Annotated in this window: 28 protein-coding genes; 9 read left to right on the top strand and 19 right to left on the bottom strand. The window is 40.0% G+C overall.

What is annotated here, in order from left to right:
* Positions 1-358 precede the first annotated feature (358 nt).
* From CAPGI0001_RS02600 to CAPGI0001_RS02555, 10 genes are all read right to left on the bottom strand, one after another.
* On the bottom strand, positions 359-1,030 hold the full coding sequence (locus CAPGI0001_RS02600) for a hypothetical protein (protein ID WP_002666338.1): 672 nt from the start codon (positions 1,028-1,030) through the stop codon (positions 359-361).
* A 173-nt stretch (positions 1,031-1,203) separates the two neighbouring features.
* Entirely contained in the window at positions 1,204-1,569 is a 366-nt protein-coding gene (locus tag CAPGI0001_RS13425) for an RHS repeat domain-containing protein (protein ID WP_002666335.1), read from the bottom strand.
* 25 nt (positions 1,570-1,594) lie between these two features.
* Positions 1,595-2,041, bottom strand: a complete 447-nt coding sequence (locus CAPGI0001_RS02590) for a hypothetical protein (protein ID WP_002666205.1) — start codon at positions 2,039-2,041, stop codon at positions 1,595-1,597.
* 11 nt (positions 2,042-2,052) lie between these two features.
* A complete protein-coding gene (locus CAPGI0001_RS13300) occupies positions 2,053-3,237 on the bottom strand; it encodes an RHS repeat domain-containing protein (RefSeq protein ID WP_487042717.1) in 1,185 nt (394 codons plus the stop codon).
* A 98-nt stretch (positions 3,238-3,335) separates the two neighbouring features.
* On the bottom strand, positions 3,336-3,821 hold the full coding sequence (locus tag CAPGI0001_RS02580; protein ID WP_002666174.1) for a hypothetical protein: 486 nt from the start codon (positions 3,819-3,821) through the stop codon (positions 3,336-3,338).
* Between the two features lie 320 nt (positions 3,822-4,141).
* The gene (locus tag CAPGI0001_RS02575) at positions 4,142-4,429 is read right to left on the bottom strand and encodes a hypothetical protein (RefSeq protein WP_002666304.1); all 288 of its coding nucleotides are present in this window, start codon (positions 4,427-4,429) and stop codon (positions 4,142-4,144) included.
* On the bottom strand, positions 4,426-4,665 hold the full coding sequence (locus tag CAPGI0001_RS02570) for an Imm26 family immunity protein (protein WP_002666362.1): 240 nt from the start codon (positions 4,663-4,665) through the stop codon (positions 4,426-4,428). The genes CAPGI0001_RS02575 and CAPGI0001_RS02570 overlap by 4 nt, the downstream gene beginning before the upstream one ends.
* Before the next feature lie 136 nt (positions 4,666-4,801).
* A complete protein-coding gene (locus tag CAPGI0001_RS02565) occupies positions 4,802-5,629 on the bottom strand; it encodes a hypothetical protein (RefSeq protein ID WP_040359405.1) in 828 nt (275 codons plus the stop codon).
* A gap of 47 nt (positions 5,630-5,676) precedes the next feature.
* Entirely contained in the window at positions 5,677-7,107 is a 1,431-nt protein-coding gene (locus tag CAPGI0001_RS02560) for a CCA tRNA nucleotidyltransferase (protein WP_002666268.1), read from the bottom strand.
* 59 nt (positions 7,108-7,166) lie between these two features.
* On the bottom strand, positions 7,167-7,595 hold the full coding sequence (locus tag CAPGI0001_RS02555) for a DoxX family protein (protein ID WP_002666183.1): 429 nt from the start codon (positions 7,593-7,595) through the stop codon (positions 7,167-7,169).
* Positions 7,596-8,204: 609 nt separating this feature from the next.
* Here CAPGI0001_RS02555 and CAPGI0001_RS02545 point away from each other — a divergent pair.
* The gene (locus CAPGI0001_RS02545; RefSeq protein WP_002666187.1) at positions 8,205-8,855 is read left to right on the top strand and encodes a DUF4294 domain-containing protein; all 651 of its coding nucleotides are present in this window, start codon (positions 8,205-8,207) and stop codon (positions 8,853-8,855) included.
* A 45-nt stretch (positions 8,856-8,900) separates the two neighbouring features.
* Here CAPGI0001_RS02545 and CAPGI0001_RS02540 read toward each other — a convergent pair whose 3' ends face one another.
* The 9 genes from CAPGI0001_RS02540 to pyrG form a co-directional block, all read right to left on the bottom strand.
* The gene (locus tag CAPGI0001_RS02540) at positions 8,901-9,878 is read right to left on the bottom strand and encodes a hypothetical protein (protein WP_002666369.1); all 978 of its coding nucleotides are present in this window, start codon (positions 9,876-9,878) and stop codon (positions 8,901-8,903) included.
* 28 nt (positions 9,879-9,906) lie between these two features.
* The gene (gene arsC / locus CAPGI0001_RS02535; RefSeq protein WP_002666272.1) at positions 9,907-10,260 is read right to left on the bottom strand and encodes an arsenate reductase (glutaredoxin); all 354 of its coding nucleotides are present in this window, start codon (positions 10,258-10,260) and stop codon (positions 9,907-9,909) included.
* A gap of 65 nt (positions 10,261-10,325) precedes the next feature.
* On the bottom strand, positions 10,326-11,156 hold the full coding sequence (locus CAPGI0001_RS02530; protein ID WP_248601288.1) for a hypothetical protein: 831 nt from the start codon (positions 11,154-11,156) through the stop codon (positions 10,326-10,328).
* 11 nt (positions 11,157-11,167) lie between these two features.
* Complete coding sequence (locus CAPGI0001_RS02525; RefSeq protein WP_002666371.1) at positions 11,168-11,989, bottom strand: hypothetical protein; 822 nt, start codon at positions 11,987-11,989, stop codon at positions 11,168-11,170.
* Between the two features lie 11 nt (positions 11,990-12,000).
* Positions 12,001-12,825 carry a hypothetical protein gene (locus CAPGI0001_RS02520; RefSeq protein ID WP_002666347.1) on the bottom strand — a complete coding sequence of 275 codons (825 nt, stop codon included), beginning with the start codon at positions 12,823-12,825 and terminating at the stop codon, positions 12,001-12,003.
* A gap of 576 nt (positions 12,826-13,401) precedes the next feature.
* The gene (bshB1, locus tag CAPGI0001_RS02510; RefSeq protein ID WP_002666234.1) at positions 13,402-14,121 is read right to left on the bottom strand and encodes a bacillithiol biosynthesis deacetylase BshB1; all 720 of its coding nucleotides are present in this window, start codon (positions 14,119-14,121) and stop codon (positions 13,402-13,404) included.
* A gap of 181 nt (positions 14,122-14,302) precedes the next feature.
* On the bottom strand, positions 14,303-15,595 hold the full coding sequence (eno, locus tag CAPGI0001_RS02505) for a phosphopyruvate hydratase (RefSeq protein WP_002666314.1): 1,293 nt from the start codon (positions 15,593-15,595) through the stop codon (positions 14,303-14,305).
* A gap of 91 nt (positions 15,596-15,686) precedes the next feature.
* Entirely contained in the window at positions 15,687-17,537 is a 1,851-nt protein-coding gene (gene yidC / locus CAPGI0001_RS02500) for a membrane protein insertase YidC (RefSeq protein ID WP_002666302.1), read from the bottom strand.
* Between the two features lie 270 nt (positions 17,538-17,807).
* Positions 17,808-19,424 (bottom strand): CTP synthase, encoded by a 1,617-nt coding sequence (pyrG, locus tag CAPGI0001_RS02495; RefSeq protein ID WP_002666263.1) that lies wholly within the window; start codon positions 19,422-19,424, stop codon positions 17,808-17,810.
* Between the two features lie 308 nt (positions 19,425-19,732).
* Here pyrG and CAPGI0001_RS02490 point away from each other — a divergent pair, with 308 nt between their 5' ends.
* From CAPGI0001_RS02490 to CAPGI0001_RS02455, 8 genes are all read left to right on the top strand, one after another.
* Positions 19,733-20,089 carry an SPOR domain-containing protein gene (locus tag CAPGI0001_RS02490; protein ID WP_002666241.1) on the top strand — a complete coding sequence of 119 codons (357 nt, stop codon included), beginning with the start codon at positions 19,733-19,735 and terminating at the stop codon, positions 20,087-20,089.
* A gap of 149 nt (positions 20,090-20,238) precedes the next feature.
* Positions 20,239-20,898 (top strand): phosphatidylserine decarboxylase family protein, encoded by a 660-nt coding sequence (locus CAPGI0001_RS02485; protein ID WP_002666217.1) that lies wholly within the window; start codon positions 20,239-20,241, stop codon positions 20,896-20,898.
* 9 nt (positions 20,899-20,907) lie between these two features.
* The gene (gene mutY / locus CAPGI0001_RS02480; protein ID WP_002666326.1) at positions 20,908-21,951 is read left to right on the top strand and encodes an A/G-specific adenine glycosylase; all 1,044 of its coding nucleotides are present in this window, start codon (positions 20,908-20,910) and stop codon (positions 21,949-21,951) included.
* A 35-nt stretch (positions 21,952-21,986) separates the two neighbouring features.
* On the top strand, positions 21,987-22,436 hold the full coding sequence (locus CAPGI0001_RS02475; RefSeq protein WP_002666329.1) for a single-stranded DNA-binding protein: 450 nt from the start codon (positions 21,987-21,989) through the stop codon (positions 22,434-22,436).
* Between the two features lie 48 nt (positions 22,437-22,484).
* Positions 22,485-23,777, top strand: coding sequence for a gliding motility-associated protein GldE (gene gldE, locus CAPGI0001_RS02470; RefSeq protein WP_002666170.1), 1,293 nt, complete (start codon positions 22,485-22,487; stop codon positions 23,775-23,777).
* Entirely contained in the window at positions 23,774-24,325 is a 552-nt protein-coding gene (gene gldD, locus CAPGI0001_RS02465; protein ID WP_002666214.1) for a gliding motility lipoprotein GldD, read from the top strand. The genes gldE and gldD overlap by 4 nt, the downstream gene beginning before the upstream one ends.
* A gap of 5 nt (positions 24,326-24,330) precedes the next feature.
* Positions 24,331-24,783, top strand: a complete 453-nt coding sequence (locus tag CAPGI0001_RS02460) for a hypothetical protein (protein WP_002666202.1) — start codon at positions 24,331-24,333, stop codon at positions 24,781-24,783.
* Positions 24,784-25,698, top strand: coding sequence for a DUF6427 family protein (locus tag CAPGI0001_RS02455; RefSeq protein WP_002666228.1), 915 nt, complete (start codon positions 24,784-24,786; stop codon positions 25,696-25,698).
* Positions 25,699-25,702 lie beyond the last annotated feature (4 nt).

Below are 25,702 nucleotides of genomic sequence, written 5' to 3'. Positions count from 1 at the left end.
TGCCCCCCTGCTAGCGCAAGCTTGCAGCTTGTGCCCAATTCAGAATTCAAAATTCATAATTTGCCAATTCCCCTCGCACTATTTAGAGCGCTTTATAGGTTTGAAAAACGCTTATCCCTATGGTGTATAAAGAAAAATAGTGGGGCAGTTCTTTTGTATTGCGTTGATTAGTAGGTTATTGAATTTTTAACAACACATCTGATACATTACCTAAGCTACAAGTTCTTATTATAGTAGGCACGAGCTACAAGCTCGCGCCAGCGGGGGATGCAGGTTCTCCCCACTGCTGATAACCGCTTCCCAATCCCGCCCTAAATATCGGATGAAAATCATTCGCTAATTCTATGTTAGGTAAGTATCATATATTTAAAATTCCATCAACGATTCTATACCCAGTTGCATTATTCTCTTTTAATTCTTCAACAATCTTTTCACTAAAAAAAATAGCTTCATCTATAGAAATTATATCATATTCTATTTTGTTCCTTAGATACAAATCTATTTTTGTTGTATCTCCATATTCAGAGTCAAAATTCTCATAATCTTCATAATTTGAAAAAGAGAATACATCTCTATCTTGATAATAAAATGTACTTTTTTGAAAATCAAGAACTTTGGAACTCCATACAGGGAAACCTATTAGGAAATAGTTACCATCAAAAGTATCAATCTTTACAGGAATTTTATTGTGAATAGGTAATTTATATGCAGATATAATATCCACAATTTTTTTGCTTACTAAGAAATCAATTCCTAATTCATAAGGAGCGTAATACATAAAATCTAATTTCTTAATACTTTTAGTCATAGGGAAATAGATGACATTTGGACAATTTTTTAGATCAAATTGTTGGAATGTTTCTATGCGAACCCTTTTTATATCGTTACTGTTGCTATCAAAAAAGCTGTTGAAATATTCTTTATGTTCATCTTTTTCAAATGAGTTTTTCCTTATTTCAACTGCAAAACTCCCATTTCTTCTTCCTGTTATTTTAGGATCTAAGTTAATATCTATATTATAAAACTTCATAATGTATACTTTTACTATTAATGTTTATTCTTATTCTTATGTTTCCCTTCTTTAAAATAATCATTATATTGCGGATGATTTCCATGAAAAGGTCTGTCTAAATCTCTTAAGTTTGTTTTATCTTTTGCTTTTGTAGATCTGTTTTGTATATACCCATCTTTTCTATTTTTTTTTTAAATCAGAACGAAACTCTTTATAAATTTCATTAGGAATTTATCCAACCCCCAAACATCCACCTCTGTATTACAATCAAAAGTATACCCATAGAAATTAGGATTATTCCCAGCCAACCTTATCGGGTCTTGGCTAATATAAGTACCGCTTTCAGGTGAGTAATAACGGAAACGGTTATAAGCTAACCCAATCTCTTCATCATAATACTGTCCTTGGTATAAGAAAGGAATAAACGAGCTATCACCAGCAATAGCATTTCCATAAAGATCTAACTCTCGCGCCCATACCTTTTCCCCCTCTTCATCATACGCCTCAAGTCCAAAATAGCACATAGAGGCAGTATAGAAATAAGAATGGGAGAGCATAAACGGGTTTAATATTACCCTTAGTTTATGATATTATCAAACCATTTTCTGAGACATTTTTTATAAATAATTCTTTAGTATCCTTTTTCAATTTTAATTTCTCAATATATAATCCAAGATTATATTCTGTTCCATCTACATAATAATCAGACTCTAATACATAATCAGCCTCCAGATCTAAAGTTGTAGAGATTGTATAACTATTCCCTGATGTTGTTTCAATGAGTAAAAATGTCCTTTGATTAATAATCTCATTCTTAATGTTACAAATGTCATCTAATTTAACCATTTTTGTCTCTATAAAAACCCAAATAGTCAAATTTAATACTACTACCCCAAAAAGGATATCTTCCCAAATATCATAAAATCCTATCCTTCTCATATTTGAAGAAATTTTTCCATATACATTATCTATAATATTATAAAATATTACTGTTTGTTTGTTCTCATAGTTTAATAATATTAACTCCATAAATATAATATTTATATAAAGCCCATTGTGCTAAGAGAAATTTTCCCAGAAGCAGGCAAATCTTTTGATATTGTTTCAAAAAGTTTTTCGAGATCTTCACCAGCTGTTCTTGATGCACTTTCTATTATTTCCAAATTTGTTTTTCCTGATTTTCTTAGAAAATCATAGGTAGGTCCCAATCTATCTCCATATTTTAATGAATTTCTATAATATATAAGTTCTCTCAATTCTTCAGGAGTACAATTCTTATAATAGATCCCTAATGCCCTTCGTTTATTATGTAAATACCTTGCAACAGCCTCTTCACTAAATCCTTTTGCTAAAAAAAATTCTCCTATTTCTTTTAGCTGTTTAACATCAGAATCATACTTTGCTCTTAAACAACTTAACCCCAAAACATCCACCTCAGTATTACTATCAAAGGTATACCCATAGAAATTAGGATTATTCCCTGCCAGCCTTATCGGGTCTTGACTAATATATGTACCGCTCTCAGGCGAGTAATACCTAAACCTATTATAAGCTAACCCAATCTCCTCATCATAATACTGTCCTTGGTATAAGAAAGGAATAAACGAGCTATCACCAGCAATAGCATTCCCATAAAGATCTAATTCTCGTGCCCACACCTTTTCTCCATTTTCATCATACGCCTCATACGGTGTTCCTAAGTGGTCGGTAAGGATAGAATATGATTTATCACCTACAAGTTTAGCCGCAGGCACAAAGGAGTTCTCATCAAACACCCAAGTGATAAGATTATCAGTTACAGGCTCTTCCTTGTCATAAACTAACAAATTGTCCTTATCTCTACTGAGATTAGGTCGCTCGCTTAGGTCATACTCCCATTCGTGGAGTGGTACATTCCCATCCCATAGAAAACGCTTGATGCGCTTGCTGCTGAGGTTTATCTTTGCCGTACGTCTGCCCAAGGCATCATACTCAAAGGCAAAATGTACCCTGTCGTTATTGGCGACACTCTTTAAACTTCCATTGGCATTCCACGAGTAAAACCACCGCAAGGTTGCAGGCTTCTCATCTTCTTCGACTATCAGACTAAAACGCTTGAGCTGTTGCTTCTTGGATATTTTCTCTATTAGTTGCCCTTCAAGGTCGTAAACGTACTTCCAATCAGGACACTCTAAAAGCCGCCCGCCCTCGCTATAGGTATACCCTTTGCGGTCAGGGGTTTTTATACTGACATACTGTCGCTGTGCCAGCTCGCGCCACTATCTACTGCATCATAATCAAAACTCGTGTGTTTAATATGACAACCAATGTGGTTGATATTTACTCAATAGGGTAATCCTTTAATAGAGAGTAACCATTTTTTATAATACTCTAATATTTGGCTAAAGGGGGCAATATTATTAATATTTTCTTCTATGTCAAAAATACAAACAATTTTATTTTCTGTATTAATTCGTTCTCCAATTTTTAAATTTATTGCCTTTATAGTGTTCTGTAATTTAGGGATCATAAAATAACCTAAAGTGCAACCTTTAATAAGCATTTTAATTTTATGTGTATCAGCCTTGTTACAAATTTTATAAAAAGCATCACTTAAACGATCTGATTTACTATATAATATAGTGCCTTCTTGATCTTTATATTTCATAAGAAAAATTTTGAATAAGCCTTCTAAATGACATTCTCTCCCTGAAATCAAATCCTTAATGATAGGATTATATTCTTTTTCTTCCCTTACCTCTATATCTGCCTTAATAATTCTACTATTTAAAAATACTTTAATATTAAAAGAATTAGTGTACTTGTCCATTTTTTTATGTATTTAGTGATGTTTTTTCTTTTTAATATCTTTCATATGTGTGGTGTCTACTATATTTTCATTAGGAAAGGGACTATTTGAACCTAACGTTTTATTTACATCTACTCCTAAAGAATCCCCCTGCTGGCGCAAGCTTGCAGCTTGTGCCCAATTCAGAATTTATAATTCCCTTCGCACTATTTAGAGCGTATTATAGGTTTGAAAAACACTTATCTCTATGGTGGGTTAAGAAAAATAGTAGGGTAGTTCTTTTGTATTATGGTGATTAGTAAGCTATTGAAATTTTAACAACACATCTGATACATTACCTCTTATACATTCAGCGTTAGCTTAGCCCAGACTGCATTTCTGGCTTTCTCCTTGTCGAGAGGGGTAAAGCCTTTCTTTGTCTTTTTGATAGGTATTAAAGATAAAATGGTTACTTCATCATCTGTATCTTCTTCAGGTTCTTCTTCCTCTTCATCCTCTTTGGTTTTATTCCAAGTAACATCACTTACGTAAAATCCTGCCAAGCCTTCAGGCGCTGTAAGAGTATTGAAAGGAGGGGTGTCTAAAAGCAGATAGTCCCCTTCTTTGATAGACTTTCCGCTTTGTATCAATGTAATGGCTTCATTAGGATTCCAGAATTAACAATAACCTCCATAGGCGTATCAAGACTTCCTGTTTGTTTGAATACTTCAATGAGTACCTTTCCTGCTTCTTCACAAATGGCTCTTGCAAAAGCAAATTGTTTGTTGTGATCTTCTTTTTGGGGCTTTGCTTTTGGCGAATCTGCTAAAAATAGTGGAATAGCCACTATTTCGCCCTCTCTGCTATAGGGATTATTCTTGAGCATATACTTCTATTAGGTTCTCACAGTTTTGATGGTGTTATTATACGATTTATGCCAGTATTGGGATTCAGACAATTCTGCTAATTTCAGGGCAGAAGAAAGCATAAGCTACAAGGAATGTACAGTGGAGAGACCAGTATCATTTTATTGGATAGTAGATCACAACTTTATCGCCTGACAGATAGAAAATAGTATCGTTCTTTTTCTCTTTTATATAACCAATGTATTTTTCTGCAGAATACATAGTATCAATATCAAAGCTATTTAATAGGGCTGGATCTTCTTTAAGTTCTGATAATGTATATCTTAAAAAGCCATTTGCCCTATTCCAAGAAATCTCTTTTAATTTTCCTTCCTTATCATAGCGCGAAATGGTTTTGATAAGCAACTTCCCGTAATTGTTTTTTATAAAACCATCGGGGTTATATCGATAAGTGTCGGCTACTTTCTCGGTGTGAAGTACCTCAAAATCTCTTTTTGAGTCATTACAGCTTATGAGTAAAAAGCTGATAATGATACTTAGATGAGTCAAGGGGTTGTTTGTTTTCTTATCAAAGGGGGTTGTTTTCTGTTTTTTCTTTTTCTGAAAATAATTCAACCCTATATAAAAAGCGAAAATGCAGATACTGCAGGGGATGATAGAGTCATATATTACCACAGGGTTAATCTCCTCTTTCAAAAAGGTAGACCAACAAGCCTCCCTGTGTAAAAACTCAATCCTATTGACATATAGCCAAAAAACTAAAACGATCAAGAGCAATATATACTTGGCGATAGATGATTCAAGAGGCTTGAAAATTAGGCTATAGATAAGAACTATACAGAATTGGATAGACATATCATAAAAAATAGCTGTAATGATATCACTTTTTCCATCGATACAAGAATAGCCATCAGGCAAAAATAATATCATCTGAATAGCTCCTATAATTACAGATAAGATACTTATTTTTATACTTTCTTTCATTTCTATGTGATACATTTAGGGATGAGCTATCTATTATAGTATGTGTGTTACGAGTTCGCATCAGCGACTAAAGAGAGCCCCATCTTTTTAGCTTTTTCAATCATAAAAGGATAGGCATCGTCATAGGAATTGCTGATAATTCCCTCAAGTATCGCTTCTTTGATCGCTTCCTTGAGCTGTCCTACCTCGCGGGAGGGACTTAACCCAAAGAGCCTCATGATATCCTCTCCAGAGATAGGTGGTTGGAAGTTGCGGATATGGTCTTTTTCTTCCACTTCTACCACCTTTTGGCGGACGATTTGGAAGTTCTGATGGTATTTTTTGTATCGTTGAGGGTTTTTGGTAGTGATATCCGCCTCACAAAGGGTCATCAGTGCCTCGAAGTCGTCGCCAGCATCGAAGAGCAAGCGCCTTACTGCCGAATCCGTGACGATATCCTGTGCTATAATGATAGGGCGGGAGCTCATAGTGACCATTTTTTGGACGAACTTCATCTTTTCATTCTGAGGGAGGCGCAAGCGCTGGAATATCTTTACTACCATTTTCCCTCCGAGGAACTCATGTCCGTGGAAAGTCCATCCTATTTTCTTATCAAATCGCTTGGTAGGCGCTTTGCCTATGTCATGCAAAAGGGCAGCCCAGCGAAGCCAAAGGTCATCAGTATGTTTGGAGATATTGTCCACCACCTCCAGCGTATGCCAAAAGTTGTCCTTATGTCGCTGTCCCTCCTTTTCGTCGACCCCTTGTAGGGCAACCAATTCGGGAAGGATTAGGGAGAGTAAGCCCGTCTGGAAAAGGAGCTTAAAGCCTACAGAAGGAGTAGGGGAGGCAAGGATTTTGTTGAGTTCCTCCGCGATACGCTCGTTGGAGATAATCTTAAGGCGCTCCTTGTTATCCGCAATAGCTTGTAGGGATTTTTCCTCAATGACAAAATTCAGTTGAGTCGCAAAACGAATAGCCCTAAGCATACGCAAGGGGTCATCGGAGTAAGTTACATTAGGCTCTAAAGGTGTGCGAATAAGGCCGTTTTGTAGATCATCGACCCCATGGAAAGGGTCTATAAGCTCCCCAAAAGAGTCCTTAGAGAGAGAGAGCGCCAAGGCATTGATAGTGAAGTCACGACGGTTTTGGTCATCCGAGAGAGAACCATCCTCAACGATAGGTTTACGCGAGTCCTCTCGATAGCTTTCCTTGCGAGCTCCGACAAATTCGATATCGATATTCTCAGTCTTGATCATAGCAGTACCGAAATTCTTGAAGACTGAGATTTTAGGATTGTTAGGAAGCTCTGCGGCGACTTTTTCAGCCAGAGAGATACCACTGCCTAAGGTAACAATATCAATATCCTTGGCCTGACCACGACTAAGGAGTAGATCCCTGACGAAGCCCCCAACGACAAAACACTCTTGGTTGTTTTCGTGGGCGATTTGGGAGATAAGATGAAAGATAGGATCGGAGAGCGCAGCAGCGTAATTCATGATGATAGGTTCGGAGGACAAAAAAATATAAAATAATAAAAAAAATAGTAGTTAGAGACTTAGTCCCAGCTACTTTTGTAAGAGAGGGCGTACTTTCCGCCACCAGTGAGGCAAAGCGTAATAGCCCCCCCAATGAAGAGGGCAAGGTTCTCAATAGCCCAAGCTCCCGTAGAAGGATCGATTACGAAGGCCTCGCTACGGTGTACCAAGAAGATAGCCGTAAGGCAATTGATAGCAATAAGCATAGAGAAGAAGCGAGTTCTGTAGCCCAGAATTACCAAAATGGGCGCTAAGAGTTCTCCCAGATAGGTGCCATACGCCCAGATGGTAGGTAACCCATTGTTGGTTAGCTGTATTTCTACAAAGCTGATATCATGGAGCTTAGAGAATCCATGGAAGAGGAGAATACCCCCTATGACAATTCTGAGGAGGAGCACCCCCGCATCTGTATTTTTTTTAGGCTCTTTGTTGGTATTTTGATAGAACATTTGGAAACGATTTAAAGCAAGCCGTACTCTCTTGAAAAAGAACCACTTTAGGGAAAGGCATGTCAGTAAATATAAGTATTCACACTCACCTTAATTTTGAAGCGGTCATATAGTAAAGTTTTGAATTTCAGAGCGATATTCACATCGGAAAAGATCATAGCGCGGCTAATACTTGAAGTAAAGACAACTTCACCAATCAAGTATTCTACCAAATAAGTTCCCTCTTGGGTCATAAGCACATAACTTATATTGGGCGCTATATCCACAGGCTTGGAAATTTTTGCAAAAATACAAAAAAACAAAATAAATATCAACAATTTTTTGAATATAAATGAGTTGGGATTTTTTAAATAAAAGAATGTTTTTTAAATATTTAAAAATCAAATAATTATAAAAAAAGATGTTCAGGAAGGATGAACGGCAAGAAACACACTGGTAGGGGAGGGGTACAAACTCGAGTTGGAGCGGTACGGGCTGCAAATTCTCGCCAGCGTCGGAGCTACAAGTTCGCACCAACACACTGTAAGAAATGTACTATTGGAATTTAACATTTTTATAAAAGAAGAAGTGTGATAAAAGTTGTATTTTTGCATAACTAAAGAAAAAGATATGCGAAAGCGTTTTTTTTTACTACTGTTTTCCTTGCCACTGCCTGTGGTGTGGGGGCAACAACAAGACACAATCGCTAAGAGGGATAGTATAGCTCCAACAGAGACGGTGTATGATCTGGAGGAAGTGCTTTTCTTTGGGAGTCAGCCTGTGTTCAGGAATGAAGAAGATCGGAAGAAATATGAGCTATTGCGCTACAGAGTCAAGCGAGTGTACCCCTATGCTAAGTTGGCAGCAGATAAGCTCTACCGAATAGAGAAAGTATTGGATTCGCTGCCGAACAACCGCCAGCGGAAGAAATATACCAAGCGAGTACAGGAAGATGCTGAGGCGCGCTTTACCGAAGAGCTAAAGAAACTTTCCCGTTCGCAGGGACGGATACTTATCAAGCTTATCTATAGGCAGACAGGAGAGTCGGCGTACAACTTGGTGAAGAATCTCAGGAGTGGGTGGCGTGCTTTTTGGTATAATAATACTGCTTGGTTTTATGATTTGTCCCTCAAGAGTACCTATAATCCGGAGGAAGTAGAAGAAGATTTTTGGATAGAAGATATTCTACTAAGAGCCTTTTCCTCAAACGAATTGGAGATGCAGCCTCCTGCAATCCATATAGACTACCAAGCGATAGAGCGGAAATGGCGTAAGAAATAAGAGCAAGGAGATAAAAAGGGGCGAATACCATTCGCCCCTTTATGATTAGAAAGAAATTTTTACACCAAAATTGACTCCTAAAGAAGAATAAGAGGCTTTTTCAGTAAGTTTTTTAGCGGAATTGTTGGCAAGTTCTTCCTTGGTAGCTTCTTCGACATAGTCGGTGCGTTGGTGGTATACCTGACCGCGGAGTACATCGTTGTAAGATCCGTTGGAGAATCCGTCCAAGGACTTGAGTGGTACCTCTACATTTCTGTTTTGTCCAGCTACACTGATAGTAGCTTTGAGGGTTTGGTTAAACTCTCTCAGCTCAGAATAGTCACGCTTTACAGCGATATTCATATATTCCAATTCGGCAAAGATAGCGAGCTTTTCAGTCACATTGTACTTATACCCGAAAGCGGCGATAGTACCAAAAGGCATTTTCCCTTTGTAATCTTCAGTGTAAGAAGTCTCAATGGTAGCACCTTGCTTGATCACAGCAGAGGTAGGTAGTCCAGAGAGTCCAGGGAGAGAAAGTCCCAGGCGAGCCAGAGCAGCAACAGGGATGTCCTGATTGGTAGTGGTGTAGGAGTGGGCAATGGCCTCAGTCTTTCCGCCAATTTTGGTAAGGACTCCAAAACGTCCGTAGAAGTTGTCTGTAAAGTTGTAGATTACCGAAAGAGCCGCCCCGAAGGCACGTCCACGCCCCTTTACCTCTCCATCGATAGTGGCAGTAAGAGGGGTATTGGCAATGTTCTTTTGGCTTATCTCACGCTTTACGAGTTGGTCTTCCCCATAGAGATACCCAGCGCTGATATCGATTCCCCAAGTTTTGTTGAAAAAATAGCCGACTCTCAGTTGGCTATTGATTCCTTCTCCAAAAGTACCAAAGCGTACACTTTCCTTGCCGTTGATACTTTCCTCGCCTATTTTGGTAGAGGGCACTCCCCAGGCGTATCCTCCAGTGACAGATACATAAACCTGAGCGGAGGCAGTGTAGCCAGCCCATAAAAGGGAAGCTACAAGAAAAATTCTCTTCATATGAAATTAATTAAAAGAATGATTTTTATTATTTTTTCTGTAGTTTGAGCCATTCTTGCGCCACACTTAGGGGGCGAGCTATGATGGCCTTATCCCCTTGGATGAGGATAGGACGCTCTATGAGCTTAGGATATTGGTGCAGTAGCTCGATGATTTGTGTATCAGTGAGGGAATCACTGCCTACTTCTTTCCAAATAACTTCTTTCTTGCGCACCAAATCGATAGGTGGGATGCCTAATTTGTGTAATAATTCTTTTATCTGAGCTACAGAAGGAGGATTTTTGAGATAGTCAATGATCTCAATAGGTTGTTCATCTTCTTCTTTTAAGAAAGCCAAGCATTCTCGACTTTTGCTGCAATGAGGGTTGTGATAAATGATCAATTTTTTAATGATTAATAATTAATGTTCAATGATTAATAGTTTCAAATGACAGAATAAGATTTTTTTTAATTGAAATAGTTGATTTGTGCTTCTACTAAAAATACTAATTTGCCATTGTAACGTACTTCTTTTTGTATCCAATTTCCTTTTTTATCATACTGATAGGAAAGCTCAGAATAAGCGGGAAGGGTTCCATTGGCGGACATAGACTGTTGGTAAGGTAATTTTTCGTCTTTATAGAAATAAATCACCTTCATATTGTCTACGAAATCTACATAGTCATCCTTTGTAATTTTTGTATGATAGCCATCAGCATTATATTCGTTGTGAAAGACATATTTTTTTTCATTGTCAGGCGTTCTATACACCTTTTCTAACACTTTATTATCCTTATCATAAGTTGTCCAACACTTTTCGATTAGTTTTCCTTCGTTGTTATAGGTCATACAGTTAACGGGGTTATCGTGATCGTCCAATTGACAAATGGTAGTACGACGATGGTCGGTTTCTCGGCTTTCGTTCTTCTTATCATCATACGTGATAAAGATTTCTTGAGTCATTTCGCCTTTGTCGTTATATATTTTTTCGTTTGTACATCTATTTTTGTTATCATAAGAGAGTTTTCTGTGTCTTGTGACTTCATTTTTATTATTATAATCTATTTTTTCGATTACTTTACCAGCTTTGTTGAATCTTATAAAAGTATTTTTGTCATATAGAAAACCAATGCTGGTATTTTTTTCAATCGATTTGTCCTCATTTTCTTTTATTTCATAAGGAATGATACGTACAGATTCGATTTTTCCCTTTAATCGTAAGTAGGGAAGCATATTGTCATCCTGTGCGAAGGAAGAAAAGGAGTATAATGTAATTAGAAAAAGATATAAGGACTTCATCATGCAGTATTTTAGTAATAAGTTATTTTTCTTTTGATAATAGCCACAGCTTCTTCGTCAAGGAAATACGTTTTTTCGATCCAGTTGCCTTTGCTGTCGAACTTGTACTTAAATGTAAGTGTTTCGGGATCATCATCTCCTATGATGGCAGTGTGTTCTATAGGGTAAATCTCGTCTTTATAGACATATTTGTAAGTAATATCTCCCTTGGGAAAAGCGATATAATAATGCTTCGCTTCTATGATTCTCCCTTTGTCGTCATACTTATAGGAGACCTGTCGTTCGAGTTCACCGTCTTCGTATATAGTAGATTTAGCAAGTTTCTGGTTTTTGTTATACTCATAAGAAATTTCTTTGAAGGCCTCTCCATCGGAGTCAAAAAAGATTACTCTAATGGGGAGCCCTTCGTCGTTGAGGGTTATCTCTCTTCTAGTTCGTCTATCACTCTTGTGGGAAGAATGGGCAATAGCAGTACCTTTTTTTTCCTTGTCATTATAGGAATAAGAGATTTTTCGGGTTATTTTTTCGGGGAGGAAAAGCACAGTTTCTTTAACAACTCTATTTTTATTATCATAGGTAGTTTCTTTGATATCGGAGGGCTTCCCCTTTTCACTATAGGAAGTGAGCTTGATGACTCGTCCTTTTTTGTCCAAGATGATAGACATATTATAGTCAAAAGAATCGACCAAGAAATCTCCTTCAATCTCATCAGATTCCTCTTTAGTAATATCAATAGATTTTACATTACCTTTTACCTGACAGGAAAGGCGAACATCTTCTTGTCCCCATGATAAGGTACAAAGAAAGAAAAAAATAATAAATAAATGATTCATAGAGATCACTTTTAGTAGTAAGTAATTTCTCTTTCGATAGTTGCGGCAGCTTCTCCATCAAGGAAATACGTTTTTTCGATCCAATTGCCTTTGCTGTCGAGCTTGTACTTGAGCGTAAAAGTTTGAGAAGGTTCTTTGCCTGATGTAACTATATATTTGGTAGGGAAAAGCCCCTTTTCATATAAGTATTTGGTAGAGAAATGTAATTCATAAGTCCTATTCACCCTATTGTCTATCTTTGTGAATCTATTTTTATCATCATACTCATAGGAAATGCTATGAACAAGTTTGTTTTTATCATCATAAGAAAGAGACTGAGCGAGGAATCCATTTTTGGAATGTTTGAGCACTCTTTTTCCTTCCAATTTTCCTTCGAAATTGTACGCTAAGATCTCAGAGGGAAGGAGATTGTCGCCTAAAGATATTACCATTTTAGATTTTTTGTTAGGAAAACCCGTAGAGGTAATGGTAGCAGAGGCTTTTTTCTGCTTATCATCATAGGTATAGGAAGTGGTTTGAGTAAGTTTTTCAGGGACAAGCTCAAGGACTTCCTTGGAGACATGATTTTTGTCATCATAAGTCCATGTTTGAATTGTTTTAGGCTGTCTTCCCCGGAAATAAGTATCCAATTCGGTGATACGTCCCTTTTTGTCAAAGAGGAGGAACTGGTCATCATCTAAGGGATCAAACAAAAGCGCCTCAGCAGCTTTTTCGAGTTTGCTCTGAGTGATTGTCAGGGATTTTACATTGCCCTGTAGCTGATAGACTTGTTGGCGTCTTTCATTCTGCCCCCAAGCGAGGGAACCTATGAATAAGAATAAGTAGATAAGCTTCATAAAAATTAGTAATAAGAAATTTCTCTATAATCAATCGTAGTGCGCACGGACTTCACCTCCCCGTGAGGAAGTAAGGAGATGCCCTTGTAAGCACTTGTCCGAAGCAGGTATAGGAAAACAATAATAGGCAATAAATTATAAATGTTTTTATTTATATTCATTCAGTTAGTCATTATCTATCACGAATTTGATATAACAGAAGCTCCTTAGAAAAGTTAATCACTAAGTCTCTTAAAATGTTTTATGGCAAGTGACCCCAAAGCTACTAAAAATAAAATATGGTGAATGGGTTCTAAAAATAGAATCTTAAAGCTATATACTATATAAATTTCAAAGTCACTAAACTGAGTAATACCATCCATCCCAAAATTTTCATGTATAAAATAGAGATCTAAAGAGGATATACTCTGTAAAAGGAACCAACCTAATATAAGAAAATACTCCCAACGGTGCTTATTTGCAAATTTCTTTATTATGAAGAAACTTATTAAGTAGGGAATGAGTCCTATAATAATGATATATTTGAGACTTACCATTGTCTATCATGAGTAAATAAACAATAAATAATGAGGGAGATTATATAAGGTCACTGAGGTTTTTGACAGCGATATAGCGTTCGACATTGAAGCCTTCGGCGTATTCCTTATTGATAAGTCTGCCCAAATCCTGAGCGCGGTAGGTGATGCTATCGCGGAAGTTTTGGCTATTGATAAGAGTTTGTGGTTCCTTGGTATCCTCGTCCAAGAATTGAGAACGATAAGCGAGGACAGCCTCTAACTTTTTGCCTAAGAAGCCAGTGATATCGACCACGAAATCGGGGCGTAAGTCCTTCCATTGGATATAGTGATAGACCACCTTAGGGCGCCAAGCCTGTTGAGGAGAACCGTCCTCATCGGTGGTTTCGATACGGCGCAAGCCACTGAGGAAACAAGCATCACTGACGAGCTTTCCTCCCTTGCCGTGGTCGATATGCCTATCATCGAAAGGGTTACAGATGACAATTTCGGGGCGGTACTTTCGGATTTTCTTAATCACCTCTATCTGGTGCTCTTTGTCATTGACAAAGAAACCATCGGCGAAGCATAGGTTTTCGCGCACTTTGACCTCAAGTAGGCGAGCGGCCTCCTGAGCTTCTTGGCGGCGGAGTTCGGCACTACCACGAGTACCAAGTTCCCCTTGGGTAAGGTCGATAATACCAACAGTTTTTCCTAAACTAATTTCTTTGGCGAGAGTGCCTGCACAGCCGAGTTCTACATCGTCGGGATGTGCTCCAAATGCTAAAATATCTAATTTCATGTCTTTTTAGGTAATAGAGGTCAGTGAACAGAGGTCAGTGAACGGTGAACAGAGAACAGAGGTCAGTGACGCGCAAATATACAAAAACTTTTCCAAAGAACAAGACTTTGAAAAAGTTTTTGCTGAAAAATTTTGAACAGACTAAAAAAATATACTTATTTTCTTAGCGATGTAAGTAAGATTAATTTTTTACACGGAAGGCTTTTTCCTGAGGGTAGTAGGCTACTTCATCCAATTCTTCCTCGATGCGGAGCAGTTGGTTGTACTTGGCCATACGGTCAGAACGAGAAGCCGAACCTGTTTTGATCTGGCGTGTATTGAGCGCTACAGCGAGGTCAGCAATGGTGTTGTCTTCAGTTTCGCCAGAGCGGTGAGACATAATAGAGGTATATCCAGCACGGTGTGCCATATCCACAGCGGCGATGGTTTCAGTAAGGGTACCTATCTGGTTAACCTTGATAAGGATAGAGTTGGCTACTCCCTGAGCGATACCTCTTTCCAAACGTTCTACATTGGTTACGAAGAGGTCATCCCCTACGAGCTGTACACGATCGCCAATGGCTTCGGTAAGGAGTTTCCAACCGTCCCAGTCATTTTCGTCCATACCATCTTCGATGGAAATAATAGGATACTTGTTGACCAATTCGGTAAGGTAAGCCACCTGCTCAGCAGAGGTACGTTTTTTACCCTTAGCCCCTTCGAACTTGGTATAGTCATATACTCCATTGTCGTAGAACTCAGAGGAAGCGCAGTCAAGAGCGATTTTCACCTCTTCACCAAACTTGTATCCAGCTTTTTCTACAGCTTTTTTGATGGTTTCGATGGCATCTTCAGTACCTTCGAAGGTAGGAGCGAATCCTCCTTCGTCCCCCACAGCAGTGCTAAGTCCGCGATCGTGGAGAACTTTTTTGAGGTTGTGGAAGATTTCAGAGCCCATCTGTAGTGCTTGAGAGAAAGATTCTGCTTTGATAGGCATAATCATGAATTCTTGGAAAGCGATAGGCGCATCGGAGTGAGAGCCCCCGTTGATAATATTCATCATAGGGACAGGGAGCGTATTGGCACTTACCCCGCCGACATAGCGATAGAGAGGAAGCCCTAAAGACTCAGCGGCCGCTTTGGCTACGGCAAGAGATACCCCAAGGATCGCATTGGCACCCAAGCGAGATTTGTTGGGAGTGCCATCGAGCTCAATGAGCACCTTGTCGATGAGATTTTGGTCGAAAACATTCATACCAATAATTTCCTCAGCGATGATGTCATTGACATTTTCTACAGCTTTGAGGACTCCTTTACCTAAATACTCTTTGCCTCCATCACGAAGTTCTACGGCTTCATATTCGCCAGTGGAAGCGCCAGAAGGTACTGCAGCACGGCCACGAGCACCGCTATCGGTGATTACATCTACCTCGATGGTAGGATTACCTCTTGAATCGAGGATTTGTCTTGCATGTACGTCTAAGATAATATTCATATCGTTGCTATTTAAAAATGGTTGTTATTCGTTCTAAGAGATATAGCAAAAAGGTCAGTCGTCAGTGGGAACTGACAGCTGACCTTAAGGGTTATTTCTTTTTATTTTGAGCATTGCGTTGAGCTTCGGCCTGTTCCATCATCTCTCGCATTTTGCGCTGGAACTTGCTTTCCTTACGCGGTTTTTGTTTGTTCTCCTGAATCTTGGCATGGATGCGTTTTTCATCGATAATCCAATACTTGATTGCCAACATAATAAATATGGTAATGAGGTTGGATATAAAGTAATACAAGCTCAAGCCGCTGGCATAATTATTGAAGAAGAACAACATCATAATAGGAGAGAGGTACATCATGAACCTCATATCCGGCATACCCTCCTGCTTGGTTTGCTGCATTTGTCCTGTAGTCATGAGCATGTAGATTAGCATAGTCACAGAAGCTAATATAGGGAACAAGCTCACGTGATTTCCATAGAAAGGAATAGAAAAAGGTAGCTGAGCCACAGCATCGTAAGAGGAGAGGTCTTCAGCCCACATAAAAGATTTTTGTCGGAGCATGAAAGCTGTAGGGAAAAAGCTAAAGAGTGCGAAAAAGACCGGCATCTGGAGTAGAGCAGGAATACAGCCACTGAGAGGATTGACACCCGCCTTGCTGTAGAGTGCCATGGTCTCCTGTTGGCGCTTCATAGCATTCTCAGATCCCTTGTATTTGTTATTAATTTCCTCAATCTCAGGGCGAAGTACTTTCATTTTAGCTTGAGAGAGATAGGACTTATACTGAATAGGAGAGAGGAGGATACGCACGATAATAGTTAGCACGATGATTGCTACTCCAACAGCCATAAAGGAGGAGAGCAGGTCAAAGACAGGAATTACGAACCATTTGTTGATCCAGCCAAAAATACCCCATCCTAAAGGAATAGCCTTGGTAAGTCCATACTCTTTGTCATATTTTTTAAAGATATGATAATCAGAAGGTCCGTAGAAGAAGTGAAGTGATTCGCTGAGCTCTCCAGAGGTAAAAGCAATGGGGAACTCCGCAGCGAAAGCCTTGGTAGCTTGTACATTGTCTCCTTCAGAAGTTGCTAAGTTTTTGGAAGAAATCTTTCCAGAGGCCAAAGGCTTATCGGAGATCAGGAAAGAGCTGAAGAGGTGTTGTTTGAAATCGACCCATTTGATACTCTTGAACTCCTCAGAATCTTCTCCCCCTGCACTAAGCTTATCATCGCGATTGTCCTCATACTGCACTACTGCCTGTACATATCTGTCCTCATAGGTTACACTCTTTTCCATACGGCGAGCCTTGAGCTTCCACAAGAGCTCAGGAGTAACTCCAGTATTGAATACCTGAGAGAGCCCTACACTACGAATAGAGAAATCCACCATATACTCATCGGGACGGAGGGTGTATACGTATTCTAAATATTGATTATCAGATACGTGTAGCTTCATGGAAAGCGTGTTTCCAGAGAGAGTAGGAGAGAAGAAGAGATCCTTAGTCTCCAGTGTACGATTATCATTGGTGGTAAACTTTAGAGAGAATGAAGCATTCCCATCCTTGATCAGTTCAACAGGTTTACCATTGTAAGTTTTCTGATTTTTGACTAAAAGATTGGTAATCTGTCCCCCTTTGTTGCTTACCTGAAGCTTGATAAGATTGTTCTCGATTTCGGTAAAGGCTCCTTCTTTGGCAGAAGGGAGCGCGGCAGAGAAGCCAAAAGCCCCAAGAGTCTCCTTATACTTACTTAGCCCTAAGGAATCGGTAGGTAGGGTAGTGGATGCAGGAGTAGCCACCTGCTGAGAGGAGGACTGTTGGGTAGTGTTATTTGTCGATTCGGTAGTTTGCTGAGGTGGTTTCTGGTTGTACATGTAGTATATCAGTACAACAAACATCAGCGCGAATCCAATAAGAGAAAAAGTATTATTGCGTTTTTCTTCCATAAATTAATTTTCTGAAATTTGTATATTTATAATTTGGCAAAGGTACAAAATAAAATTGTTATAGAAAAACTTCTTTTACTATAAATGATTATTTTTTCTTGTGTACAATATTTATAGTCAATCCCATATCTTAAGAAAGAGGAGGGTGATTTTGAAGGGCGAATCCCTCACATACTCAGCCGCACCATCCCGCTGACTTTGCCCTTAGGCTCATGTCAATTTTTTGCGAACCATTTTTGATTGACTAAAGATTTCTGTTTGGGTATCAAACTATTTTTCTAATTTGTATTGTAAAGCTGCTTGTACAAAGGCTACAAAGAGCGGATGAGGGTGAGCGACAGTACTCTTGTATTCAGGATGGTACTGTACCCCTACAAACCAGCGATGTGTAGGTACTTCGACTACTTCCACTAAGCCTGTCTCAGGATTGGTACCAGAGCAGAGCAGTCCAGCTTCTTCCAAGGGCTTGCGGTATTCGCTATTGAACTCATAACGATGGCGGTGGCGCTCACTGATGTGTTTACTTTTGTAAGCCTCATATACACGGCTGCCCTCCAAGAGCTCACAATCCCAAGCCCCAAGGCGCATGGTGCCCCCCTTCTGGGTGATGTGTTTTTGTGCCTCCATCAGGTCGATAACCTTGTAGATAGCCTTGGGATTGACCTCGGCTGTATGTGCATTCTCGAAGCCTGCCACATGGCGTGCAAACTCAATAACTGCCATCTGCATACCCAAGCAAATCCCTAAGAAAGGAATATTGTGCTCACGGACATACTGGATAGCCTTGATCTTCCCTTCGAGTCCACGTTCGCCAAAACCAGGAGCTACCAAGACCCCATCAAGAGTGCTGAGCTTATCAACCAAGTTGGTTTCGTCCAGATATTCAGAGTGAATCATGATCACTTCTACCTTGACCTCATTCTCAGCCCCTGCATGGATAAAAGCCTCCAAGATAGACTTATAAGCATCGGGCAGTTCCACATACTTGCCTACGAGCCCTATACGCACCCTGTGTTTTGGATTCTTATGTCGTTGGAGGAAAGTATTCCATTGGGTCAGCTCAGGAGCTTGAGTATCAGGGAGGGCTAACTTTTTGAGAACCACCTTATCAAGCCCTTCTAAAAGCATAAGATTAGGGACATCATAGATTGTAGGTACATCAATAGACTGGATGACGGCCTCCTTTTTCACATTGCAGAATAGGGCGAGCTTTTGTCTGAGATCGTCTGGTAAGTCCCTATCGGTACGGCACACTAGGACATCGGCTTTCAGACCACTCTCCATGAGTGTTTTGACACTGTGCTGAGTAGGCTTGGTCTTGAGCTCTCCAGCGGCAGCGAGATAAGGTACGAGGGTCAGGTGAACTACAATCGCATTGTTATCCCCCAGTTCCCACTGGAGTTGGCGTACAGCCTCGATATACGGGAGCGATTCGATATCCCCTACAGTTCCTCCTATTTCAGTGATGACAATATCATATTGGCCACTCTTACCAAGAAGTTGTATACGGTCCTTGATTTCGTTGGTAATATGAGGGATCACTTGCACTGTTTTGCCAAGGAACTCCCCACGGCGTTCCTTTTCGATGACACTTTGGTAGATACGACCAGTGGTCACATTGTTAGCCTGAGAGGTGAAGACATTGAGGAAACGTTCGTAATGGCCTAAGTCAAGATCCGTTTCGGCGCCATCTTCAGTGACATAACACTCCCCATGTTCGTAAGGATTGAGTGTGCCAGGGTCAATATTGATATAAGGATCCAACTTTTGAATAGTTACTCTATAGCCTTTAGCTTGTAAGAGTTTGGCCAGAGAAGCAGCGATGATCCCCTTGCCTAAGGAAGAGGTTACGCCCCCAGTTACGAAGATGTATTTGGTATTGTTCATGTGCTTTACTAAGATAGGGCAAAAGTAAGGATAATTTGCGAATAAAACAATTTCTTTTTGAAATGATTTTTTAGTAGGAAGAAAGAGGGGGCAGCAATAAAAATCCCAAAGAGCAAATGCCCTTTGGGGTAGAGGAAAGTCTATCTAATGTAAGATGTATTTTTATGGGGGCAAAGATAAACATAAAAAATAAACTACCAAATATTTTTTTAAAAGAAGAGGAGAAAAGCTGTTAAAAACAAAAATATTTGATAAAAACCACTATTCCATAAAAAAGTTGTATATTTGCCCCTAAATATTTAGAGAAGATGAAAAAGCTTTATTTACTATTTTTAATGGGAGGATTTTTGGGTAGTTTCCAAGGAGTTGCCCAACAGCTAAAGATCAATCAGAGTCAGCAAATCAAAGATCTTATGGAGGTGAAAAAAGAGTTCAGCCGCCAGGAGAAGACCTATCAGATACAGGTGTATAACGGAAATGTAACAGAGGCGAATGAACATGTGAAACGTGCTACCTCTAAGTTTCCCTATCCAAGTTTCTTAGTATTTGAAACTCCGAACTACAAAGTTCGTATGGGGCTATTTCGCACCCGCTTGGAAGCGGAAAAAGCGCTAACCAAAGTAAAGAATACCTATCCAGCTGCATTTGTCGTGGCACCTTATTAGACTGAAGAATGAAGAGTGAAGAATCTAGCCAAGTGAATGAGCTTGGGTATGTGGTGAAGCGAGTGTGTGACCAGTGAGGGATCTTTACCCTTTTACCCCTTCAACTCTCAAATCCTTAAATTCCAAAATCCTTAAACCCTTAAAATAAAATGTTTTATAAACCACACAAAGAAGGTGTAAAAATTATCTTTGGGAGTACAGCTATGGTGGCTTTATTCCTTATACTTATAGATCAGTTTGTCACAATAGAGTGGCTTAGGGTAACACTAATGCTGGTTGTCTTAGCCTTCTATATACTAATTTTACAATTTTTCAGGAATCCTAAGCGAGAGACACCTATCAATCCTAACCATATCATCTCCTCGGTAGATGGGAAGGTGGTAGTGATAGAAGAAGTAGAAGAGAATGAATACTTCAAGGACAAGCGTAGGATGGTTTCCGTATTCATGTCGCCCCTGAATGTACATGTAACCCGCTATCCGATGAGTGGAGAGGTAGTCTATAGTAAGTATCATCCTGGGAAATACTTAGTAGCATGGCACCCTAAAGCCTCTGAGGAGAACGAGCGCACTACAGTAGTGGTAGAAAATACCCAATTCGGTAAGGTACTCTATCGACAGATAGCAGGCGCTTTGGCTAAGCGTATAGTCAACTATGCCAAAGAAGGAGATCAAGCAGTACAAGGGGAAGATGCTGGTTTTATCAAGTTTGGCTCCCGAGTAGACATCTACCTACCTCTATCGGCGAAAATCAAGGTTACCCTTGGTCAGAAAGTCAAAGGAGGGATAGACATCATAGCAGAGGTATAGTTCCCCTTGATGAAAGAACAAACAACAGAAATAGCAGTGCTTCTGCTCACCTGGTATGCTGCCCATAAGCGAGAGCTGCCCTGGAGAGGGGCAGGTAACCCCTATTACATATGGCTGTCGGAAGTCATACTACAACAGACCCGAGTAGCTCAGGGATTGCCCTACTACCAAAGGTTTGTGGAGCAGTTCCCCACCGTAGAAGCCCTTGCTCAGGCCCCTGAAGCTCAAGTGCTAAAGGTATGGCAGGGCTTGGGATACTATTCCAGAGCCAAGAACCTACAGCGTGCAGCCCAGTATATAACAGAAGAGCTACAAGGAGTCTTTCCCAGCACCTATGAAACCCTACTCAAGCTCAAGGGAGTAGGAGAGTATACAGCAAGCGCTATAGCCTCTATATGCTATAATGAGCCCAAGGCCGTGGTAGATGGTAATGTGTATAGAGTACTCAGCCGAATATTCGATATAGATACTCCTATCAATACCACTGAAGGAGCAAAATATTTTAAAGAACTCGCGCAAGAGCTTCTGGACAAAGAGCGAGCAGGAGAGTACAATCAAGCCATTATGGACTTTGGAGCCCTACAATGCAAGCCCCAATCTCCTGATTGTGAGAGCTGTATTCTTAGTGCCAAGTGCTTGGCCTATCATAGAAAGAAAGTAACACAGCGACCGGTAAAGATAGCCAAGATAAAACCTATTCATAGGTATTTTCACTATTGTGTCCTAAAAGATTCCCAAGGCAATACCCAGCTGCACAAGCGGGAGGCGAAAGATATATGGCAAGGACTCTATGAGTTTCCCCTTATAGAAGTAAAAGAGAATACAACAGAGGCTCAAGTGATAGAAACCATAAGAGCACAATACCCTCACACGACATATATAAAGAAATATGCCACAGAGTTTCTACACAAGCTCACACATCAGCACTTACACACCTGTTTTTGGGAGGTAGAGGTAGCAGAAGTATTGTCGGACGGTCTTCCTATAAGAGAACTTGTACACTATCCTATGCCAGCGCTACTGATAAAATTCTTAAAAAAAGAGAAGATTTGAAAAATAAAACGTATCTTTGAAGAAAAATATAGGATATGAACGGAACACTTAATAAAGTAATGCTAATAGGCAGGTTGGGCAGTGATGTAAAACTTACCTATTTTGACAAAGATTCATGTACAGGTCAGGTATCCTTGGCTACGGATGAATCCTATACGGATAAAACCACTCAAGCAAAGGTAGAGAATACCCAATGGCACAATGTAGTATTCTATAATAAGATGGCCGAGCGTGTGGAGAAATATGCCAAGAAGGGCGATCTACTCTATGTAGAAGGGCGCTTGCGTACCCGCCAGTACCAAGGGCAGGATGGTGTCACCCGTTATGTTACCGAGGTAGTAGCTTTGGATATTAACTTTCTCTCTCCCAAGAGAAGTACAGAAGGACAAGCCACTCCTATTACAACTACAGCCACGGCAGCTCAGGCAGAGCCTACTGCAGCAGCAGAGGCAGCTCCTACGGAGACAGGAGGCGCTCCCTTCTAAAAATAAGAGGACAAGGGAAGTCCTTATTGTATAACTAAATTCATTATTTTGGATACAGACTCGTCGATAAGTCAATTATTAGCTTCGCCCACAGCAGATTTGATCATTAGGGCATTTATATTTATCTTTTTATTAGGCTGTTCTGCCCTTATATCAGGGTCAGAGACAGCACTTTTCTCCTTGTCCAATACAGAACTGGAAGAAGAAGAGGAAAAGGGGCAAAAGACCATAGTGCAGCTGCTGAGAAAACCCCAAAAGCTGCTGGCTACTATACTGATAGCGAATAACTTAGTAAATATATCTATAGTACTTGTCTTTGCTCCCTTGGGAGAATTTCTCTTTGGAGGGATGAACGAATGGGTCAGAGCCATCTTCGAGGTAGGGATACTTACCTTTGTCATACTGCTATGTGGTGAGATTTTGCCTAAGATCTATGCCAATCGCAACAATAGGATTTTTGCTCGTAAGGTAGCCCCTATCATCAAAGTCTTGGATACCCTCTTCACCCCCATCAGTGGTATCATGACCTTATTCACTACCTTTGTCAATAATCGCTTACATAAGAGTTCCTCCATTTCGGTAGGGCAACTCTCACAGGCCTTAGAACTTACCTCACAGGAGGACACCACCCAAGAGGAGCATAAAATACTCTCAGGGATTGTTTCCTTTGGGAATACCGATATACGAGCGGTGATGCACCCACGTATAGATATTTCAGCGATAGAAGAATCAATGACCTACAGAGAGGTACTGACCTTTATCCAAGAGAATGGATATTCACGAGTGCCAGTATATCAAGAAAATATAGATAAAATCACGGGAATTATCTACGCTAAGGACTTACTACCGTATCTGGATGAAGAGGATTTCGATTGGCGAAAAATCAAGAGAAAAGCCTTCTTTGTGCCAGAGAATAAGAAATTGGATGACCTATTGACTGAGTTTCAGCAGCGAAAAATCCACTTAGCTATAGTGGTAGATGAGTATGGAGGAACCTTAGGAGTTGTGACACTTGAGGATATCATAGAAGAAATTGTAGGAGAGATCAGTGATGAGTACGATATGGAAGATACCTTCTATACCAAGATAGACGATCGCAATTTCCTCTTTGATGGGAAGACCTCTTTGAAAGACTTCTATAGAGTGCTTTCGGTAGAAGAGACTGATCAAGAAGACTTTGAGAAGGTCAGAGGAGAGAGTGAGACCATAGCTGGATTCCTACTGGAACTGATAGAATCTTTTCCTGAGAAAAAGCAAGAAATCCCATACAAACATTATATTTTCACCATAGAAGATATAGATAAAAAGCGAATCAAACAACTAAAAGTTACCATCAGATGATATATAGGATACTGATAAGCAGTGTATTGCTACTTGTGATAAGTTGTTCAGGCGATATACAGCCTAAGCCAAAAGCCTTTCTTCGCTTGGAGTACCCTGAACCTACTTATGACACTATAAAAGAGTCTTGTCCTTTTTCTTTTGAGAAGAACCATCTTTCCTTCCTCAATCTTCAGAAAGGGTGCAGTATGAATCTGGACTATCCCCAGATGAAAGCCACCATATATATCACCTATAAGCCAGTGAAGGACAACCTTACCAAACTGCTCAAGGATGCCCAGAACTTCACCTACGAACATACGATCAAGGCAACAAATATAGTAGAACAACCCTATTTGAACGAAAAAGACAAGGTATACGGTATGTTCTACGAGGTAGATGGCAATGCAGCCTCCCAATCTCAGTTCTATATTACCGATAGTGTGAATCACTTTATCACAGGGTCTATCTACTTCAAGGTACGCCCCAACTATGACTCGATCTATCCGGCGGCACTCTATCTCAAGAGAGATATACGACGTATTATGGAAACAACCCATTGGAAATAAATACTATGCAAAGGAAAATACTCCCAATACTTCTGCTCCTCACCTTTCTTTTGGTAAGTTGTAGGAAAGAAGATCGTCAGCGCAATCCCTACCTGCAAGAGGCTAAGTTCTCCCGAACTATCAATCTTCGCTTGGCAGAATACAACCGTCTTAGAATCCCAGGAACTGCTGTATTGGTAGACAATGTAGGGCTCAGAGGCATAGTAGTGGCCAATATAGGCAACAATTTCTTAGCATGGGACAGAGCCTGTCCCTCCCAAGCCTTGGCCGAATGTAGTCAGATGACCCTTGAGAGTGACAACCTCTTTATGCTATGCCCATGTACAGGAGTGAAGTACAACCTACTTAACGGATATCCACAGAAGAAAGCAGACACAGATAAAGAGAAAAATACTAACTACCCTATGCTGAACTATCAGGTAGTGGTACAAGGAGATTTGCTAACGATATCGAACTAAATGCTATACAACCTACTCAATACCACCAAGACTGCACGCTTCTTTGCCATATATGGTATGGGAGTATTGCAATTGTTACTATGTCGCTATGGGATACTTTCCCTTGAGATAAGCCCTACTACCCTATTAGAAACCTTACTTATGAGCTTCCTCCTACTGGTGAATCTTTCCACCATCAACCTTTTGGTAAGGAAGAACCAGCTGAGTGAGGGCAATCTCTTAGTTCCCTTTTTGTGGGTGCTTTTGATTTTCTTCTTTCCTAAGGTGTACCAAGATAGCAGTGTGATGCTTGCCAATACCTGCTTACTGCTACTTTCTTCCCTGATTATATACCTGAGGAACAATACCGATGGAAGGGAAATCTTCTTCAACTCATCCGTGCTTATTTTTGTAGGGAGTTACTTTTTCCTTCCCAGCCTTCTTTGGCTACTTTTGCTGTGGGCACATATCCTTATCTACCCCAGTAAAAGGCTGAGGAACATGCTCATACCCTTAGTTACTTTTGTACTATTGGGTATTTTGTCCTTAGCTATAGCCCTACCTATGGGAAAAGTAGCGGCACTTGTAGAACGTTATTACTTTATCCCCGACTTTTCCTATGAAGCCTTTGTACACCCATCCTATCTTCCTCTCTATACCATTATAATACTGAATCTTACCCTTACTTCATGGATATTTTGGGGTTCCTATAAGCGCTACATCTCTAGATTTTTTGTAGGAGTGGTACTGGTGGGGCTCTTAGGGATAATTCTTTTTCCTAATAAAAATGCAGTAGGAATGGTATATCTGACCTTTCCTACTGCACTTTCGCTGATGGTGCTTATAGAGCGTATACGCCGAGTGTGGCTCAAAGAACTATTGTTATGGCTGCTACTGATAGCCTCCTTTGGGATTATTCTCTTAACCTCTCGCTGAGGGA

Origin of the sequence: Capnocytophaga gingivalis ATCC 33624 (assembly GCF_000174755.1) — a bacterium.
Lineage (GTDB): Bacteria > Bacteroidota > Bacteroidia > Flavobacteriales > Flavobacteriaceae > Capnocytophaga > Capnocytophaga gingivalis.
This window is presented reverse-complemented; position numbering and strand designations above follow the sequence as displayed.